Consider the following 18440-nt stretch of genomic DNA (forward strand, 5'->3'; position numbering starts at 1 on the left):
CCGGTGTAACCGGAATTGATATATAGCAATCCTAAATCATTTGTAAAAATATGTAGGGGTAGTGCTACCCCTACTCCCCGTGCCTACCCCAGTCAAGCGGGGCAACCACGGGGGGTTTGCCCCTACAAGAATTACACGAATCATTTAGGATTGCTATAGCAATCCTAAATGATTCAGATAAATTTGTAGGGGTAGTGCTACCCCTACTCCCCGTGCCTACCCCCTATCTATCGGGCAACCACGGGGAGTAGGGGTCGGATTGCCCCTACAATAATTATGAGAATGATTTAGGATTGCTATATAAGTCCGAAGTATTGTTAAATTCCGCTTGACTCGCGGATTCGCCCATTATAATCAACTCTGATTCGGCCATCTTGAGAAACCGTAACAACCGTTTCTACAGTATAGACAGACGAACCAGGCTTGTTACCCTTAAAAGTAAAAGTCCAAGTTCCATCGCCATTGTCAACAAACGGCGATTCCTTAGAAGTACCGTGCATAGAAGCTTCAGCTCGATAGTTGCCTAAACCCCCATTAGCAATTTCTGCTGCTTGACGGGCTAAGTTTTTTGCCCGATTGAGTTCGATATTATTGTTAATCACTGTCACGCCGTCGGTTTCATATTCAGGAGCAGGATTGCTCAAGGCGGGGGAGACTCCAACAGCTAAAGTTGAAAGCGCTACCAGACAAGCAAGTCGAATGTTTAGTTTCATAATACAAACTGATTTATAGTTTGATAAAGTCTACAACACTTGCCCTAAAAAACCCGGTTAAATTTTCAATTTTTAATTTTCACTTGTGAATCGGCTGGCGTTTCCCCACCGTACAAATAGCGGTAACTCATCCGAGAAATCTCCCGAATCAATGTTTGAGCTGGCTTTTCCGTTTCCGGCGGATGCTTCACCATCACCGCCACTAAATAACGCTTACCGTTCGGCAAATCCACCATCCCCGCATCCGCAAGCAGTGTATCAATGTTTCCGGTTTTGTGAGCAATAACTGAACCTTCGCCTAAACCTTTCGGCAGCAAAGAATCATTTCTAGTTTGGCGCATGATTTGCAAAATGCGATCGCGCGATTTCACCGATACCAAATTACCCCGATCGATCTGGGCTATGATATTAATCAAATCCTTCGGACTGGTAGTATTAGTTCCCTCCAAATCTGGCAAATTATTACGCAGAACCGTGGTACTCAAACCCCAATTTGCAAAATGCTGATTCAAAACCTCAGCACCTCCCAACAACTCAATCATCATATTTGTCGCTGTATTGTCGCTGACAACAATCATCTTTTGGGCCACTTCCAAAGCCGAATACTTCTTGCCCGGAGATTCGTCTTGCATATCCCCAGAACCGCCGACAATGTGTTCCGACTTCAGAGTCAGCATCTGATCTAACTGCACTTTGCCCTCATCGACTGCTTGGAAAAAAGCTACTAAAATTGGCACTTTAATTGTGCTAGCTGAAGCAAAAGCAGTATCGCCATTAAAATTTAGGTAGCTTCCAGTATCTAAATCGACTAGAAATATTCCGGCTGTCAAACTAGAATTTTCTGTTGCTAAAACCTGAACTTGCGTTTTCAAAGCCGCTAATTCTTGATTCAGTTGCAGCACTTCTGGGGCTGCAGGTGCCGCAGATGCGCTATCGGCTGGGTTGTTCTGCCCTGTGCTGGTTTGTTCTTCTGTCGCTACAGTGGATGCTCGACTCACAGCATTTACCACCGACAGCAGCGTCCCGCCAATCACCGCTATCCCAACTCCCAAAATCAGCAAGCGAGTAGCATACACCAACGGCGGCACGCTCGCAGATGCTGGTCGTTTACCCGGCTTCTGGCTCGCTTGTGGGCGCGGTTTAGGCACGGGGGGTTTTTTGGCATCTGGGGGGATTACCGTGTCTGGAATGCGAACTGGGGGCGAACTGGGAAGACTTCCACGGGTGGTAGGGGGAGTGGCTGTTGGGGGCTGGTTGTTGGGATTGCTGGCGATCGCACTCACATTTTCCCGCTCCAGAGTCGGGTTCGGAAACTCGAACATATCGACAGCAGCGAGGCCTTTTTTGCGTGGTTGGCGAGTCTTCGACTGTGGAGTTTTGCTGGTTCTGGGTTTTCTGGGGTTAATTGCCGATCGAGGATCGGATAAAAAGTCTTGTGTAGTAAATTCTTCCGAAGATGTGGGAGAATTGGCTCCAATTCTGCTGCCGCGGCTTTGTTGCGGTGGCACAGTCGCAGGTTCGGGCGATCGAATTTCTGGGTTGCCGTTTTGCGGTTGGGGAGGGCGGCGGCGGCCGGAGTTGCCAGACTGACTTGCTTTGCCGGACTTAGGCTGCTTTGAGCCGGAGTTGGGAGAGGATATCGAGGATATCACCGATAATATCGATCCTTTGGGAAACCGCTCTGCCACGTCTTACTCCTTCATCACTAATGTAAAGTTCAAGTTTAAGATTTTTCAGCTTGTCAGCCAATCAATTTTAGATTTTAGATTTTAGATTTTAGATTTACCCCAGACGCTGCATGGTATCAGCAACCGGGTTTATTGCTCGCAAATTATCGCAAAGCTTAGGTTTTTAGTCAAGAAACGCTGTTATGAAGGTGACAAGTGGGTGCAGAAAAGTTCTCTGTGAAAAAAATACTCAATCTCACATCCCCAATTATCAGCATTTCTGCTAGCTATCCGTTGGATTTTCCGGTAACGCCCTATCCAGAGTATCAGAATTTGTCTCTCGTGGGTAACTTTTGATTGCCCATTCTGTTTGGCGGAGGACGCCCCGCAGCATGGCGACTTCATCCACTGTCGGATAAGCCCTGTTGTACAAACGCCGAAATTTTTCCATCCGGCTTGCTGCTGTGTGCGGCTGCAAATATCCTATTTTGAGTAACAGCGTTTCTAGTTGCTGGTAATATCCCTCTAAATTTTCCAAGGGAGCCGATTCCTTCTGGCCACTGACAACTGACAACTGACAACTGACAACTGACTTGTATAGTTCGTAACAGCAGATAGCGACGGCTTGGGCGAGATTTAGAGATGTGTAGGCATCGCTGCTGGGAATGCGGATCAGGCGTTGAGCGCGGTTTAATTCGGCATTGGTTAAGCCGCAGTCTTCTCGGCCGAAAATTAGGGCGCTGGGGGCTTCTAGGAGCCAAGGCAAGGCATCTGCGGGTTCTTCTAGTTGTGTTGGCAACGATCGACTATCATCCCCTGTAGTTGCGATCGCTCTGACACACCCAACCAAAGCAGCGGGCAAACTCTCGACTACTTTGGCCGTTTCCAATATGTCGGCGGCGCGAACAGCCATCAGTCGGGCTTCTTCCCCTAAATAATCGCATTGGGGATTTACCAAAACTAATTGGTGCAAACCCATATTTTTCATGACGCGGGCAACAGCACCGACATTTAATGGGCCGGCAGGTTCGACTAAGATTATTCGGATGTTGGCGTCGGCCGTTGCGAGCATTTTTATTTGGGGAGGTGTTTGGCAGAAATTGGTTGTTTTGTTTGTTTTGATTAAAATTTAATCACTAACTAATGTAATGTCCAAATTAGCATGGCAAAGCAACGATCGAAATCTGATTTACCGACAAAAATGTGCCCAGTGTGCGATCGACCTTTTACTTGGCGCAAAAAATGGGCGGACTGCTGGGATGAGGTCAAATACTGCTCCGAACGTTGTCGTCGCCGCCGTTTGGCGGCTCAAGATTAAGAATTTAGGGCAAGTTGCTCGATCGAAGCTAAGATTGCAAAGGAAAAATTTTAGGTTAAAAAGTATGGCATCGCAACAGGTGCAACCAAAGCTAGTTATTCACGGCGGTGCCGGCAGTTCTCTACACAGTAAAGGCGGAATTGAGGCGGTGCGGAAATCGCTTTACGATGTTTTGGAGGAAGTTTATCCGCTGCTGAAAGACGGTGCAAGTGCCGTAGATGCAGTGGTGCGGGGCTGCCAATTGTTGGAAGATGACCCGCGATTCAATGCCGGTACTGGTTCTGTAGTGCAGTCGGACGGTCAAATTCGGATGAGTGCTTCGCTGATGGACGGTTTGATGCAGCGTTTCAGCGGGGCGATTAATGTTTCTCGCGTTCAACATCCGATCGAACTTGCTCAATTTTTGCAGAATTCGGACGATCGGGTTCTCTCTGATTTTGGTTCGGCGGAATTGCTGCGAGAACTTCAATTGCCGATTTACGATCCGATGACGGATTTGCGTTTGCACGAGTGGATGCAGGAACGCCAAGGCAATTTTAGCAAAGCAATGGCTGATGTGGTTGCCGAACCGGCCGGTATGGGTACGATCGGAGTCGTAGCTTTGGATGTGCATGGACGCTTGGCTGCTGGGACTTCGACTGGTGGCAAGGGTTTTGAGCGCATTGGCCGGGTTAGCGACTCGGCGATGCCGGCGGGAAATTACGCGGCAGGGAGTGCGGCGGTAAGCTGTACGGGGATTGGCGAGCACATTATGGACGAGTGTTTGGCGGCGCGAATTGTGATTCGGGTAACGGATGGTTTGAGTTTGAAAACTGCTTTTGAGCGTTCTTTTGCTGAAGCTGACGAACGTCAACGGGATTTTGGCGCAATTGGAATTGATGCTAGCGGTGCGATCGCTTTTGGCAAAACTAGCGAGGTGATTTTGGGTGCTTTTCACAATGGTATGCAAATGGGCGATACTTTGGAAATGAGCAAGGGAACGCTGATTTTTATTGCTTAAAAGGGCGATATAAATTGTCAGTATGCGGTTCAGATACCCGACTTTTGGAATAATTCGGGTATCTCCATCGGCCTTAGTTTTATATCAAATCTGGCGACATCAGAATAAATATTACCCACACTCATGACAAGGCGCCGTCCCATTTCCATACAATTCATCTGCAGATCCTTACTCCCTTCCCGCCCAAAGAATATAGAGAGAGGTAAAATGAAAAAAAGGGAGTAAGAGAAATGAATCTGAGTCAACAATTGCCGTAGGTAAGCCTAGAGAAAAAGCAGTGGCAACGACTGTACTACAAGAATCAGCAATCCCATAGCGGTTCTCAAGCGTGGTGAGGTATGGGGGCGAGTCCTATGTCCTATGCCCTATGCCCTATGCCCTATGAGCACCTCATGTTACTGAGAAAGGCTATAGATCCAATTGTATTGCTTAAATGACTCAAGCGAAGCATCTTATAGCGATTTATTGAACAGCTTGACAGCGCGTAGCGCCCGACGACAGGCCCTACGCGCTCGGAAACCGCTTCGCATAACTAGCAACTTGCGTTATTAGTCGGTGAACGTATAGTTTTCTATTGTACAAAGATCAACTTTATATTTTATAATTTCTTCCCCATCATCAAAAACAGCTTTGATATCGTAAGTACAGACATTCTGACTGTTGCGAATAGTTATGAGTGCAGATTCTCCAGGTCTCAGTATATCTATACCAAGAATGTCTTCCCCCCAACTATCTATTCCTGTGGGATTGGTATAAAATTTTGTTATATTAGTACCCGTCTTGTTAATAATATTAAACCCCAAAGCTTCAGCTAAAACACTCTTTGCTGTCATTACGGATAGTGGTAAGGCTAAGGCCGTAGCAACCATTAAACTCTGAAGGATTTTAGCGATTGGAACTGAATAATTCATTGTCAAGGAAGGCAAGCTGTATAGATTTTTCATCATTAGAGTCTAGTGAGGGATATTAGTAAAAACCGAAGTAGCATTACTACAACATAAACAAATATACTTCCTCCTTAAGGAAGATGTCAAGAAAATTGCAGGGTGGCAAGGAGCTAGCGAAGCTGTTACCAGAGGCAAGATAGGCTAAAACCATTGCTGTAAAAGCTTTTTAGAAGAAGCAAAAAAAATTTGGGTAACTTTTTAGACATTAATTAAACCACAGTCTCAATGGGGTTCAGCCGGGATACGCGCCAAAGAGGACAGGTTGTAAAATTTTGTAAAGCAAGGCAGTTGAAACCATTGATTTGTAGAGATTTTGAACCAAAAATAGTTTCAGTGGAGCCAGAAATTCTGGAAGCGGTCTGGCGATAACTCCGTGTAGCGAATAGTGTGTTGAATATTCTTGTGTCCCAGATAAGCCTGAATAGCTATGGTGTCATGACCAATAGATCCTAGATAAAACCCACAGGCATGGCGTAACGGCGACGGATTCGTGGCGGTGCACCTCTGCCAAACGCTTCAGCAGTTCGCCGTTTTGCAGGTTCCAGAGTTTGACTGTGCCCGCGCGCGATCGTGTCAGCAGCGTTTTGCTGGCGGGACTGAAAGCCACTAGCAACACGGCTGTTGAATGTCCGAAAATCGTCTGCCGCAGTTCACCGCTGTGCAAACTCCAAATTTTCACTGTACTATCCTCAGAACCCGTTGCGAGGAATTGTCCGTCGGGACTGATAGCCGCAGACAAAATCCTGTCTGAATGGTGGAGAGTAGCTTTTAATATGGCGCCGGTTGAGGTTTTTGGCTGCGTTTTATATCCGGCTATTTCCAGCCAGTCGATCGCATCTCTCCAATTTTTTAGAGCATTTCGGGGCCGATTTGTCAATAATTCTATATATCTGTACAAAGTTTTTGACAAATCAACTTCTACACCTTTGATTTGTTTGTTGAGAAAAACCGCAATTTCGGCTGGGCTGTAGCCGCACAGCAAGCCACAGAGATGCCGCTTTTCTACGGGTGTCAGCCCTCCTGCATCCTCCCAAACAGGAAGTTCAGTTGCCGGATGATGCCGAAACCAGGGGTCGGTTTCTTCGTATTCATCGGGAAGGGCTAATTGTCTATGTCAAAACTGCATTATACAAAAAGCTCTTTCTAGAAAATTGTATCAGTGACTTCTTTAAACTTTCCCAATCGAAAGCTCTTGTAGAGTGTCGAGTTCTTAACGAGCTTTCTGCTTACGAGACGATGGAGAGTTCATCACTGACTTGAATCCTACCTTTGACCAGGGAGCGAATCAGACGATCGAGTGAGCCACGTTCTTCTTCACTGATAGACTCATCAAGGATGGCCGCCATCATGCCGTAGCGGTCAGCTTTGGTAACGCGGTGAGTATCGGTGACAGTGGCGATTAATTCGTTGATAGCGCCGGGGAGAAGATTAACTGGATACATGGGATTGTTTTGAACTCGACACCTTAATCATCTCGTGGTTTCTCCTAAGAGCAAGTGATGGTGCTGGTTTTTTTCCGTGATAATACTGAAAATCTTCGGTGAACCAAGTCCGTCTTACCAGTGATCGAAGTCACAACATTGAAACCAATGCAGCGCTGGAACAATTAGAACCCACATTCTGCCCTTTGAGCCACTGTTGACTGGGAATTCCCTCAAAATTGACGCAAACCTCATGGCTTGGTCAAAAATACCTAAATGTGAGAGTCAAAGGGCGGAATATGGGGAATCGCCCTTTTATCCAAAATCAAAATAAGTAGACAGACAAAAAATTAGTCCGCCTACCTAATCGCTAACTACAAATCACTCCCACTCGATCGTTCCCGGTGGCTTAGAAGTAATATCGTAAACCACCCGGTTGACCCCCTTAACCTCATTCACAATCCGATTCGAGATCAGTTCCAACAAATCGTAAGGAACCCGCGCCCAATCAGCCGTCATCCCGTCTTCACTCTTAATAAATCGCAAGACGATCGGGTAAGCATAAGTGCGCTGATCGCCCATCACGCCTACACTGCGAATCGGCAGCAAAACTGCAAAAGCTTGCCAAAGTTCACCGTACAATCCGTGCCGATTAATTTCTTGGCGAACAATGAAGTCAGCATCCCGCAAAATATTTAGTCTCTCTGCGGTAACTTCTCCTATGATCCGAATCGCCAATCCCGGGCCGGGGAAAGGTTGTCGGTTGACGATTTCTTCGGGAAGCCCGATCGACCGGCCGACTTTTCGCACCTCATCCTTAAACAGTTTTCGCAGCGGTTCAATCAGCTTAAATCGCAAATCTTTCGGCAAACCGCCGACGTTGTGGTGGCTTTTAATTTTAACAGCAACTCGCTCGCCACTTTTCGGGTCTACATTAGTGTCAGCCGACTCAATCACATCAGGATAAAGAGTACCTTGTGCCAGGTAGTCGAAGGGGCCTAGACGCTTCGATTCTTCTTCAAATACGTTGATAAACTCGTGACCAATCCGCTTGCGTTTTACTTCAGGATCAGTAATCCCTTCAAGTTGAGCTAAAAAGCGTTCGCGAGCATTCACATACTCAACGTCAATGTGGAATTGCTCTTTAAATAATTTTACCAACCGTTCTGGTTCATACTTCCGCATAAACCCTTGGTCGATAAACATACAGGTAAGTTGGTCGCCGATCGCCTTGTGCAGCAAGAAAGCCAAAGTAGAAGAATCTACACCACCGGATAGAGCCAGCAAAACTCGTTTCTCTCCGACTAGCTCTCGAATTTCCCGAATCGATTCCTCCACAAAAGTAGCAGTCGTCCAAGTCGGTTCGCACTCGCAAATGTGGTAAACAAAATTGCGAATTAAAGCTATTCCCCCGATCGAGTGAACTACTTCTGGGTGAAACTGAACCCCGTACAAATTTTTCTCGTGGTTAGCAACAGCAGCAGACGGAGTATTGTCCGTGTGAGCGAGGATCTCAAAACCCGTCGGCAGTTGAGTACAGGAGTCTCCGTGGCTCATCCACATCGTGCTGCCCTCTTCGACATTTGTCAGCAAGTCCGTAGGATCGTCAATAAATAGCGATGCCTTGCCGTATTCCGCTAATTTAGAGCGCTCAACCGTGCCTCCGAGCTGCTTTACCATCAACTGCATCCCGTAACACACTCCCAACACCGGTATTCCCAAATTCCAAATTTCTGGGTCGCATTGGGGTGCTTTTTCATCGTATACAGAACTCGGGCCTCCTGAAAGAATAATTCCTTTAGGATTGATAGCTTTTAACTGTTCTGCCGTAGTCCGGTAAGAAATAACTTCGGAATATACTTGAGTTTCGCGAATGCGACGAGCAATCAGTTCGGAATATTGCGAACCGAAGTCGAGAATCACGATCATCTGGCGATCGATCTTCCCCAGAGAAGAGTTTGTGAGGTCTGATTCAGTTTTTATTTGAGTAGTCACGGTTATTGCGTAATTGCTAATTGCTAATTGGGTCGAAAGTAGCGGAGGTATCTGTCGCGGTCTCAGTACAATTCTAAGGAAGGCGAGGAACCATTAGTCGCTAGGAATAAATCTTATTCATACTAGATTGCAGTCAGCGATGTTAGTCGATTAATCGGGTACAGGGCAAGCATAGATTTACTTCGAGCCTTACCCTAATTAATAGAATTATTGCTTCAGAAATAACTTCCCGAAGCAACCTAGTATAATTAAGGTCTAGGGACAAAGAATTATTACTTGTTAAATATTATCCCTGAGCGATGTTTTAAACAGAATTCAGGGATATTCACACTAGATTAACAAATTTGAGTCAAAAATGTATCTCCTATATCACTTTTAACAATAATTTTGCGATCGCGCCCGAACATGACCGAGCCCACGGGGATTTGCAAGTTAGTGTGAGTAAAAATGCAATCCGATGAGCGCAAGTCTATTTGTCGGGCGATGTCGCCGTAAATTCGATCGACCCAATTGCTCCCAAACTCGGCGTCTAAAGCCCGCAGTTGCCCAAGAGCCTCTTCGGCTGTCGCTGCGGCAAAAATTGCGGAACACGCATCGGCGGGCATTCCAGCTTTAGCACAGTAAGCTGTGAGAATTTCCCTGCGCCCGTCAGCGAGGTGGTGGTGAGTGTGAAAAATCCCCGCCGCCAATTTCATCAGTTTCCCGTGATAGCCAAACAGCAAAATTGACTGCACGCCCTGATATCCTGCTTCTACCAGCAGCGGGCCGAGCCAGTTAGCGGTTTTGACGAGCCTATCAGGATTAATCCCCAGTTGTCGCGCTAAATCCAAGCCGTTTTCGCCGATGCAAAAAACCAAACAGTCAAACAGTTCGGCTTTTTGTTGCAGTTGTTCGCGGTAAACTTCCAACTGTCCAGGGGCACTCAGCGGTTGAGAAATGCCAGTTGTACCCAGCAGCGAAAGTCCTTCTACCACGCCGAAAGCTTCGTTAGAAGTGCGGGTGGCTAGTTGGCGCCCTGACGGCAGAATCAGGGTGACAGTAATTTTTTCGGACGGTGCGAGGTCTAGGCTCAGATTCGATCGCAGCAGCCGCATTGCGTAATCATAGATCGCCGCCCCTCCACCGACTGTGTGACGCCCTATACCTTCACCGCCGAGAATCACAATCTGCTCTCCCTCTCCCCGATTCTCTCCCTCTCTCTCCCTCTCTCCCTCTTCCCAATTCCCCAATTCCACCATTGCCCAAACGGGGGTATTGCGAGTCAGATCGAGATTGTCCCCCGGATCGGAGCGAGTCACGCCTAAAGCCGTACCAGTTTTGAGTACAGACGCCTGTTCGATCGGAATTTCTGCCGTTATTTGCGGTTCCAGTAAATTTACTGATACGCTATCTAGAGACTGAATACCCTCACGCAAGCACCGCAAAGCTGCAAGTGCAGCCGCACAGGCAAATACTGGCAACGTATACCCCGATAAAGGTTGAGTTTTAGTCACGATCAAATGCAGAAATCTGTAAGTTTGCGGGCGATCGACATCACGCCTTAGCACTGATAGCCCTCAAACATTTAAGTTTAATTCTAGGGTTTGCTATTATTATCAGTTAGCGTAAATTTTGTCAAGTGATAATTTTGTCCTGCCAGTTGCCGATCGCAGCCACACTTTTGTTGAGGTGCGTTAGCGGAACTCTCCTAGAGGATCGCCAACAACCGACTCCGAAGGCTTACGGGCCGGTGCGGGCGCTTTTCACAATATTTAGCTAGCCGTAAAGGTTTGAGAGCCGAGTCGAGGATCTGGGGCGAAAATTGTTTTGGCCCTTGGGAGGAGTTGTTTGAGGCCGAACTCGAGCTATTTTTGGCAGGCGAAATGCTGCGATCGCTTCCTTGTTAAGCCCTAAAACCTACTTTTTTACAACTGGCAAATTTATCAAGGAAATTGGGTCTAAAACCCTGTCCTTCTAGGACGGCTTTAATTTCTTAAATCCCTTCCTAAAAGTCAGGAAATTTCTAGTATACTAGAGTTGTCAAGGTTAGACTCCTGCGCCCGGAGTGCATAAAAACAGTTAACGACACACTTTCAGGCGTAAACCGGGGGACAAAGAGCGGCGAAAACTCTCTAAACAGCTAGGGGCTTAACACAGTTCCTTTAACCACAGAAACAAACTATTTAGTGTTGTTAAGTAGGGTAGGGCATACCCCAACTCTAGGTAAATATCCTAGTACGCTTTTGGAGATAGACCCTCTGGGGTTGCTGTGAGTTGAACTCGTCAATTGGTATTTTGTACGGTTGAAAGGTTTAAGAAGTGCCGAAAGGACATAGCGCTTAAAGGTCAGTCGATGAATTAAGAATCCCTACGCCTTTAGGCTGGGGAGTGTCAAATCTCCCAAGCGGTTGATGTCCCAGCGATCGCTTGCCATCTATATTAATAACCATTACCCGGAAGTGCCAGTCTAGCTTTCAAGCTCACACCTTGAAGGCTGGGCTGGTTTTATCTTAAGAGGCTAGCTCAGAAATTTTGAGCATAAAGATTAAATTTTATTGACACCTGCGCGTGAAAAATAATTTAACGATCGGCCAGCCTCAAACCCTTGCCACACCAGGATTGGGCAATTCTTTAATCTACGACTAAAATCCTATTACTTATGTTTGAACCAGTTGCAGAGTTAAATGAACCTCTATCTCTTCCGACTCCTGAAATACTAGACAATCAAATATCTCAGCTCGTTTTATCTCCAAAAACAGATATCAAATTTTCCAAAAAAGACGTTCGATCGACCCTGAAAGCCTCAACTCTAGACGGCGTTTTTGCCACTATCTTCGAGTCGGCGACCACCGGCGTGCTGCTGAGCAACTTCTTGCTGCAACTCGGTGCGAGTAGCGTGGAAATAGGTATATTCTCTGCTATTCCGATGGTGGTAAATCTCCTGCAACCATTAGGAGCCTACATCGCTGATCAGACAACCAGCCGCCGCTGGTACAACCTATTTGTCTTCGGCGTTTCGCGGCTGCTGTGGCTGGTACTGGCGGTGGCAATTGTTTGGGGTTCCCAGCACGCAGATCCCCACCAACTGCTGCACTGGACACTGGTAACAGTCGTAGCAGCTAGCGTGCTGGCAGCTTTTGCCAATTCTAGCTGGTTCAGTTGGATGGCTGCTGTGGTTCCTCAGCGCTTGCGGGGACGCTATTTTGGCTTTCGCAACAGTGCTGTCAGCCTCATCACTTTGCTGGGAGTGCCGTTGATGGGATTGGGAGTGTCAACTTGGGACGGCGGTCCAATTGTGGGCTACGGTATTGTTTTATTGGTGGGTGTTTTGGCGGGAATGATTAGTTTGGGCTGTCAATCCTTCATGGTTGATGTGAATCCCCAGGTATACAAAAAAGATACACAGAGCGATCGACTTACAGAGAAAAAAGCAAAAAAAATAACAGATTTTGTGCCTTCTGTGCTGAAAGATTATAATTTTTTAATGTTTATTCTTTACTTCAGTGTGTGGACATTTGCTATTAATCTCAGCGCGCCTTTTTTTAATATCTACCTGCTGAAAGATTTAAGCTTGGATGTGAGTTTGGTAACGATTTACACCAGCTTGAGTTCCGGCGCAAATCTACTGCTGCTGATGTTTTGGGGTAAGTTGGCCGATCGCTGGGGAAATCGCCCCCTGCTAATTGCGGTTGGGCTGGTGGTGGCCCTAACGCCTTTGCTGTGGTTGGGTACGGGGAATTACCCGTTTGCGGTGTGGGTGTGGCTGCCGCTGCTGCACTTGCTGGGGGGAACGACTTTAGGGGCGATCGGGCTGTGTACTAACAATATTCAAATGGAGATAGCGTCGATCGAGCAACCTTCGACTTATTTTGCGATCGCCGCAGCGGTTGCGGGAGTAGCTGGGGCTTTGGGAACTACCGTCGGCGGCTTTCTTGCCGAACTTCCGGGCATGAGTTTGGGTTCACTGTTTGCCCTCTCGGCTGCTGTGCGGTTGGTAGGCTTGCTGCCTTTGGTTTTGGTGCGAGAACCTCGTAGCCAGTCGCTGCGGTCGATCGTCCCCACTTTTGGACGTTTCAAATTTAACCGGGGCTAGGAAATTTTCGCACAAATTTGCCGATCGAGAAACCAGAAAAGCCCACACATTGTTAAAAAAATTACGATTTCACGATCGGAATTTTGGTGTCTGGGGAAAAGTCGGATTAGTTATACCAAATCCCCTTTTTTACTCCAAGGCTGTTTCATATCAAATCCGAGTTAAAAACCCCGTTTATTTCTTAGTCTGCGGAGGCGGACTTCGTTTTTGTAGTAGCGGTTTCAACCGCCGAATCATACAGGGGGTAACAAGACCGGATTTGGTATCATTCTCATTTTTGGCGTTCCCCAAACCCTTTAAATGTAGCCTGTTTCACGTTGTTTTCCTAAATTTATCTTTAATCATTTGCTATTTTATCCTCACCTTGATTTGTCACATCTGAAGGAAACGATAACTTAATATTGATATCTATAGAAATTGTTGCATTATTATTGTCATTAAAAAAAATTAATATCAGTTATATGTATTTTAGCGTCTTTTGGTAAAGACCTACCGACAGTAGAATCACCCGATAAATCTACTTTATAACCAGCTTTATCCAACCATTGATGAACATTGCGCCAATTACCAACATCATCACTAGGAGTTTCAGGAATACCCTTAAAATATTGATAGAGAGTTTTGCACATATAAACCTCAGCCCCCCTAGCACTTTTCGACAATTGACGCGCAATATCACTAGGGCTGAAATTGCACAAAAGACCACGCAAATATAATTTTTCTGTATCAGTGAGCCCTTGGCGGGCGTTGGGGAAAATGCGGCGTTTAGCTTCGGTAAATAGTTCATAGATGCGATTCAAGTCCCAAGTTTGGGCAGCTTCGGCAAATAGATCCTTTCTAGTAGGTTTTCGTGTAACCATTTTTAGTCTTGGTGGAAATTGCTAACGTAATGGTAGCATAAATTGATAATGTTCCATAGTTGCGGATGATTATTTTTTGTTTTAAGGTAGATATTACATTGGTCTTTCATGCTTCTGGTCATATTTTTTTGTGACCGTTTCTAGTGCTTTGGGAAAATGCTAATGTAATGATAGGGTAATTTGGTAGTCTTTGTTAGCTTTAAGTTCGTTATCAACAAAACAATCCTAGCTTATCCAACAGTTGAATCATAAAAAGTATGCGAATTATATTTTTAGGCCCGAATGGCGCAGGCAAAGGCACTCAAGCTGCGATCGTAGCCAAGAACTTCGGGATTCATCACATTTCAACCGGCGAACTACTGCGCGAGGAGCGAAAAAACAAAACTGAGATAGGCCAAAAAGCACAATCTTATATAGATAAAGGATCATTAGTCCCTGATAGCATTGTGCTAGATATTGTAAAAGAACAATTAACTAAAAAAGAAGCAACACCAGGTTGGATATTAGACGGATTTCCTCGGAACGTCGCTCAAGTAGGAGCTTTAGACAAATTATTAAGGGATTTAGATCGGCCAAGTTGTGATTGTGTTATCAATTTTGATGTACCAGACTCAGTTTTAGTTCAGCGACTGAGAAAGAGGGCCATTAAGGAAAATCGTACAGATGATACTCCAGAAGTTATTCGGCGACGCATCCAAATTTTTCAGGAAGAAACTGCACCTTTAATCAACTTATATAGTGAGTGGTTGTTGCTAGAAACCATCAACGGGTTTATGTCTAAAGAGGCAGTTACATCAGCAATTAAAGAAGTTTTGTCAGAAGTAAAAAAGCCCACTAAGTCCTAATTCAAGACTTACGCATACCTAGCGTAATTCTGTCATTGTTCGCTGTGCGTCGCCATCTCAAACCCATGTTTTTCGTACTGGGTAAGTCCTTTAATTGATAAATCAAGGAGTACACAAGTTATGTCTTTTAATCAAGTTGATAGAAATATCATTCGTGGTGGCCCAGGAAGTAGCAGTGAGCTTAATTATGATATTTACGCAGAATTACTGTGTAATATGGCGATCGAGGCTACACAACCACTTTCGGAACAAGAACGACATCGTATTTTGATGCAAAATCAATATCATAAAGAAAGTGCTTTTACCATTGGTATTTTTGGTTCTTGGGGGAGCGGCAAAACCAGCCTCATGGCACGAATGAGAAGTGACTTTGAACAATTAGGAACTCGTTCTGCCCAAAAATATAAAACGGTTTGGTTTAATGCTTGGAAATATGACGATAAACAGGACATTAAAAATGCCATAATCCAGACTATTCTCAGTCAAATATGTGAAGACACAAGTATTAATGTAGAAGAGCGCAAGAATATTACAAAAGCGGCTTTAACCTATTCAGTTTGCGCTTTAAAATTAGCTGGCATTTTAGCCAGAGGATATATTAATGTTCAAACAGCAGGTCTTGTTAATACACAAGACATAGCTAAAGAATTAGAAATGTGGGCTAATCCCGATGGAAAACCTCACCTCATTAATCCTTATCAATTTATCAACAACTTTGAAAATGTCTTTAAAAATGCAGTGCAAAGTTATGTGGGTAACGATGGTAGATTGATGATATTTATTGATGATTTGGATCGTTGCTTACCAGAAAATGCTTTATCTGTCCTAGAATGCTTGAAATTGCATTTAGATCAGTCTAACTGTATCTTTGTCATTGGACTTGATAAAAGAATTATTGAGCAAGCGGTGGGACAAAGATACCCTAAAGAGCTTGGTATTACTGGTAGGGAATATATAGAAAAAATAATCAATCTTAACTTTTTTCTATCTGATAAAAATCGAGATGAAGTTAAAGATAGACTGCTTCAAGGTTCTTTAACTGCTCAGTATAGTAATGATGAAAAAATATGGGGGATGATTTCTAAAGCGACTAATTCAAATATCCGTAAAATGCAACAATTTATTACGGCTTTTTATATGATTCAAGAGATTGTAAAAAAACACAACTCGACGATTGCTGATAAGCTCGCACAACCCCGATTAACCGACGATCATCGAAGCATACTTGAAAATAAAAAAATAGACTGGAATACTGATGACAAGTATAAATTTTGCAAAATAATTTTACTTCAGTTAAATTTTCCTGATTTTTACGATCGTTTAGCTAACAATCATCAACTTATGGATCAAATATACAGTGCTTGGCAAAAGGAATGTGGAACAGATGATAGCATAGATATTGGCATAGATAATTTAATCAAGTCTACGAACAAACATCCAATATTTGCACAATTCTTAGAAAATCGAAATTTAATAGACTTTATAGTTACCTACTATAATGATGGTAAAATCACAAATAGTGATGACTGGAAAGCGATTCAAAAATTATCTCAATCTGTAACTTATATGTAATCGTTGAAAAATCATGGAAAATAGCGATGGAAGTATAGAAGATACGAAGGTCATAACCAATGATTTTTGTATCTTAAAAGATACAGATACAGTAGCAGAAGCATTAGCTTTAGTTACTCTGCAAAATGCGAGTGAAATTGTTATTGTAGATGAGGATAAAAAATTTGCGGGTATCCTAACTGACTTATCAATTTTACGATCATTACCACCGCCAGCTTTAGATGTACCTGTTAAGTTTAGAATTAAACCCCCTAAACTTCGCAAACAGTTAAATGAGGAAGTGGTTAATAGTTTAAAAAAGCAGATAAAAGAGGTATTTAAACTAGAAAAAATCCAGCCTTATACTTCTAAAAATCAGAGGCTCATTTATGCGATCGATAAATTAGTGGAATCCTATAAATCAACTTCAGCAATCAGAGTTTTACCTATTATCAATGAGGACGAAACAGTTTATGGCGTAGCTTCTCCCGAAAGCATCTTAAGTCACATTAAATCTAATCAAAAATTTTGTCAATTGAAAGCCGAACGCTTTTTAGCGTTACCGGAAGCGAGTGGTATGGAACAACCATATACTCTACTACCATCAGATACCCTAGCTCAAGCCCGATTTGCGATGAAATATTTGCCGATAGAGCATATAACTATCTGCGATCGCGATGGCAATTTGCTAGGAATGGTTGATAAAAAGCAGGTGACAACACTGACTCATCCCATGTATTTTAGTTTAATGGGTATATCTTTATCGGAAATAATGAAACCTGTAACTAAATTATGTTTGGTTGAGAAAAGTAAAACCTTGCAAGAGTGTATTAATGCTTACTTAAATTTGGAATTTAAGGAAGTAGTTATTGTTGAACAATTGCTAGGCAATATTTACCCAAAAATGGTAGTAACACCTATTGATATTTTACAATTCCGCGTACAAGTTTACCGTCAAAATTAAACAATAAAGGAGGATTTTAATCATGTCTATTAATAATATGGAAGCACGTATCGATCAGGAGTTCCCTGCACTCCAACAGAATAGACCCTTATGGTGGTTACAGCCAACTGACACAGTGGACTATTTAGACGCTATGATGGATGAATTTAAAATCAGGCACGTCCCAATTATTGAGCCTATTGATCCTAAAAGTGATGAACCAAAAGGGGAGTTAAAAACTGTCATTAGCAAGACAGACCTAGTGAAAATTTTAACTCCTCCCAACGAACTATATCCGCCAGAATTCCCTCTGACACCTCAACAAAAATTACAACTGCGAAAATTCAATCAAGAAATTAGTGCAAAATGTCTTAATGAAATTGAGGATTTTGCAAAACTTATGACGATACCTGTCAAGACTCTTTCTCTCAAAAATAGTAAAGTTAAAGATGTTTTTAAGGATTTAATGAATCCTGTAAAACCCGAAGGAGAAAATTTTACTCGACGATATCGGACTCTATGTGTATATGGAGATAATAAGCTTATCGTAGGAACAATATCCTACACCGATGTATTGCGTAAAATCAACGATCCAACAAGTCATACACAGTTCTTAAGGGCAACTATAGGTCAAAATAGCCTATTTAAGAAAAGAGAGGATCTTACTGTATTAACTGAGGATGACAATTTGTTGCGTGCCCGAAGAATTTTGAAGGAAAATTCCTTTACTCATATTCCTATCACAACAGCAGATGGTAGATTTGTGACAGGAATAGTTGATGATGTAATTGTTAATACTTTTTTACACGATATAACTTTGACTCAATACTCAAAATTGCCGTTAAAATATATTATGCTTCCGGTGAATGAGAGAAACAGCGTAAGTCCTGGAGATCGTACCTCTGAAGTGATTGAAACATTTGTTCCAGATAATTCTAAGGATAGACCTACTGCTCTTGTAGTTTGCACAAAAGACTCTGATAGTGGTAAATTTACCTTCGATGGAATAATCAGCTATACTGATATTTTTCGAGGCTTCCTAATGTTTATAAATCCAGGCTCGCCAACTCCTGAAAATCCCCAATAAACCGCAAACGAATTGACGCAA

18 protein-coding genes are annotated in these 18440 nt (G+C 43.8%); 8 read left to right on the top strand and 10 right to left on the bottom strand.

Going from position 1 to position 18440, the window contains the following annotated elements; translation table 11 throughout:
- Positions 1-317: 317 nt before the first annotated feature.
- The 3 genes from QUB12_RS21040 to QUB12_RS21050 all read right to left on the bottom strand — a co-directional run bounded on the left by QUB12_RS21040 (position 318) and on the right by QUB12_RS21050 (position 3452).
- The gene (locus tag QUB12_RS21040; protein ID WP_333145403.1) at positions 318-713 is read right to left on the bottom strand and encodes a hypothetical protein; all 396 of its coding nucleotides are present in this window, start codon (positions 711-713) and stop codon (positions 318-320) included.
- 65 nt (positions 714-778) lie between these two features.
- Positions 779-2401 carry a serine hydrolase gene (locus tag QUB12_RS21045; RefSeq protein ID WP_333300423.1) on the bottom strand — a complete coding sequence of 541 codons (1623 nt, stop codon included), beginning with the start codon at positions 2399-2401 and terminating at the stop codon, positions 779-781.
- A gap of 262 nt (positions 2402-2663) precedes the next feature.
- The gene (locus QUB12_RS21050) at positions 2664-3452 is read right to left on the bottom strand and encodes an RNA methyltransferase (RefSeq protein WP_333308237.1); all 789 of its coding nucleotides are present in this window, start codon (positions 3450-3452) and stop codon (positions 2664-2666) included.
- A gap of 129 nt (positions 3453-3581) precedes the next feature.
- On the opposite strand from QUB12_RS21050, the gene QUB12_RS21055 reads away from it, so the two are divergent.
- Together QUB12_RS21055 and QUB12_RS21060 are read left to right on the top strand one after the other, a co-directional pair.
- Entirely contained in the window at positions 3582-3698 is a 117-nt protein-coding gene (locus QUB12_RS21055; RefSeq protein ID WP_445300673.1) for a DUF2256 domain-containing protein, read from the top strand.
- A gap of 64 nt (positions 3699-3762) precedes the next feature.
- Entirely contained in the window at positions 3763-4698 is a 936-nt protein-coding gene (locus QUB12_RS21060; protein ID WP_333308239.1) for an isoaspartyl peptidase/L-asparaginase, read from the top strand.
- Between the two features lie 548 nt (positions 4699-5246).
- Here QUB12_RS21060 and QUB12_RS21065 read toward each other — a convergent pair.
- The 6 genes from QUB12_RS21065 to cbiD form a co-directional block, all read right to left on the bottom strand.
- Entirely contained in the window at positions 5247-5645 is a 399-nt protein-coding gene (locus tag QUB12_RS21065; RefSeq protein ID WP_333308241.1) for a hypothetical protein, read from the bottom strand.
- Between the two features lie 330 nt (positions 5646-5975).
- Positions 5976-6089, bottom strand: coding sequence for a hypothetical protein (locus tag QUB12_RS21070; protein WP_333308263.1), 114 nt, complete (start codon positions 6087-6089; stop codon positions 5976-5978).
- Positions 6079-6627 carry a hypothetical protein gene (locus tag QUB12_RS21075; protein WP_333145397.1) on the bottom strand — a complete coding sequence of 183 codons (549 nt, stop codon included), beginning with the start codon at positions 6625-6627 and terminating at the stop codon, positions 6079-6081. Before QUB12_RS21075 ends, QUB12_RS21070 begins: the two co-directional genes overlap by 11 nt.
- A gap of 244 nt (positions 6628-6871) precedes the next feature.
- Positions 6872-7087 carry a hypothetical protein gene (locus tag QUB12_RS21080; RefSeq protein WP_333054638.1) on the bottom strand — a complete coding sequence of 72 codons (216 nt, stop codon included), beginning with the start codon at positions 7085-7087 and terminating at the stop codon, positions 6872-6874.
- Positions 7088-7447: 360 nt separating this feature from the next.
- Complete coding sequence (guaA, locus tag QUB12_RS21085; protein WP_333145396.1) at positions 7448-9061, bottom strand: glutamine-hydrolyzing GMP synthase; 1614 nt, start codon at positions 9059-9061, stop codon at positions 7448-7450.
- Between the two features lie 335 nt (positions 9062-9396).
- Positions 9397-10554, bottom strand: a complete 1158-nt coding sequence (cbiD, locus tag QUB12_RS21090; protein WP_333145404.1) for a cobalt-precorrin-5B (C(1))-methyltransferase CbiD — start codon at positions 10552-10554, stop codon at positions 9397-9399.
- A 125-nt stretch (positions 10555-10679) separates the two neighbouring features.
- Here cbiD and QUB12_RS21095 point away from each other — a divergent pair, with 125 nt between their 5' ends.
- Together QUB12_RS21095 and QUB12_RS21100 are read left to right on the top strand one after the other, a co-directional pair.
- Positions 10680-10820 carry a hypothetical protein gene (locus tag QUB12_RS21095; RefSeq protein ID WP_333108289.1) on the top strand — a complete coding sequence of 47 codons (141 nt, stop codon included), beginning with the start codon at positions 10680-10682 and terminating at the stop codon, positions 10818-10820.
- 879 nt (positions 10821-11699) lie between these two features.
- Complete coding sequence (locus tag QUB12_RS21100; protein WP_333145395.1) at positions 11700-13133, top strand: MFS transporter; 1434 nt, start codon at positions 11700-11702, stop codon at positions 13131-13133.
- A 437-nt stretch (positions 13134-13570) separates the two neighbouring features.
- Here QUB12_RS21100 and QUB12_RS21105 read toward each other — a convergent pair whose 3' ends face one another.
- Positions 13571-13993: a DNA-binding response regulator gene (locus QUB12_RS21105; RefSeq protein ID WP_333308243.1), complete on the bottom strand. Its 423-nt coding sequence runs from the start codon at positions 13991-13993 to the stop codon at positions 13571-13573.
- A 257-nt stretch (positions 13994-14250) separates the two neighbouring features.
- On the opposite strand from QUB12_RS21105, the gene QUB12_RS21110 reads away from it, so the two are divergent.
- From QUB12_RS21110 to QUB12_RS21125, 4 genes are all read left to right on the top strand, one after another.
- Entirely contained in the window at positions 14251-14838 is a 588-nt protein-coding gene (locus tag QUB12_RS21110) for an adenylate kinase (protein ID WP_333145393.1), read from the top strand.
- A 120-nt stretch (positions 14839-14958) separates the two neighbouring features.
- Positions 14959-16410: a P-loop NTPase fold protein gene (locus QUB12_RS21115; RefSeq protein ID WP_333145392.1), complete on the top strand. Its 1452-nt coding sequence runs from the start codon at positions 14959-14961 to the stop codon at positions 16408-16410.
- 13 nt (positions 16411-16423) lie between these two features.
- Complete coding sequence (locus QUB12_RS21120; protein WP_333145391.1) at positions 16424-17353, top strand: CBS domain-containing protein; 930 nt, start codon at positions 16424-16426, stop codon at positions 17351-17353.
- Between the two features lie 22 nt (positions 17354-17375).
- Complete coding sequence (locus QUB12_RS21125) at positions 17376-18419, top strand: CBS domain-containing protein (RefSeq protein ID WP_333145390.1); 1044 nt, start codon at positions 17376-17378, stop codon at positions 18417-18419.
- The last annotated feature ends 21 nt before the right edge of the window (positions 18420-18440 follow it).

The sequence above is a fragment of the Microcoleus sp. B7-D4 genome (assembly GCF_036705125.1).
Lineage (GTDB): Bacteria > Cyanobacteriota > Cyanobacteriia > Cyanobacteriales > Microcoleaceae > Microcoleus.

Excerpts from the sequence above, each read along its gene's own strand:
- QUB12_RS21065 (WP_333308241.1), bottom strand. The coding sequence starts at position 5,645 with ATGATGAAAAATCTATACAGCTTGCCTTCCTTGACAATGAATTATTCA.
- QUB12_RS21115 (WP_333145392.1), top strand. The coding sequence starts at position 14,959 with ATGTCTTTTAATCAAGTTGATAGAAATATCATTCGTGGTGGCCCAGGA.
- QUB12_RS21125 (WP_333145390.1), top strand. The coding sequence starts at position 17,376 with ATGTCTATTAATAATATGGAAGCACGTATCGATCAGGAGTTCCCTGCA.
- QUB12_RS21110 (WP_333145393.1), top strand. The coding sequence starts at position 14,251 with ATGCGAATTATATTTTTAGGCCCGAATGGCGCAGGCAAAGGCACTCAA.
- QUB12_RS21080 (WP_333054638.1), bottom strand. The coding sequence starts at position 7,087 with ATGTATCCAGTTAATCTTCTCCCCGGCGCTATCAACGAATTAATCGCC.
- QUB12_RS21100 (WP_333145395.1), top strand. The coding sequence starts at position 11,700 with ATGTTTGAACCAGTTGCAGAGTTAAATGAACCTCTATCTCTTCCGACT.
- QUB12_RS21060 (WP_333308239.1), top strand. The coding sequence starts at position 3,763 with ATGGCATCGCAACAGGTGCAACCAAAGCTAGTTATTCACGGCGGTGCC.
- QUB12_RS21105 (WP_333308243.1), bottom strand. The coding sequence starts at position 13,993 with ATGGTTACACGAAAACCTACTAGAAAGGATCTATTTGCCGAAGCTGCC.
- QUB12_RS21040 (WP_333145403.1), bottom strand. The coding sequence starts at position 713 with ATGAAACTAAACATTCGACTTGCTTGTCTGGTAGCGCTTTCAACTTTA.
- QUB12_RS21055 (WP_445300673.1), top strand. The coding sequence starts at position 3,582 with ATGTGCCCAGTGTGCGATCGACCTTTTACTTGGCGCAAAAAATGGGCG.
- QUB12_RS21050 (WP_333308237.1), bottom strand. The coding sequence starts at position 3,452 with ATGCTCGCAACGGCCGACGCCAACATCCGAATAATCTTAGTCGAACCT.
- QUB12_RS21120 (WP_333145391.1), top strand. The coding sequence starts at position 16,424 with ATGGAAAATAGCGATGGAAGTATAGAAGATACGAAGGTCATAACCAAT.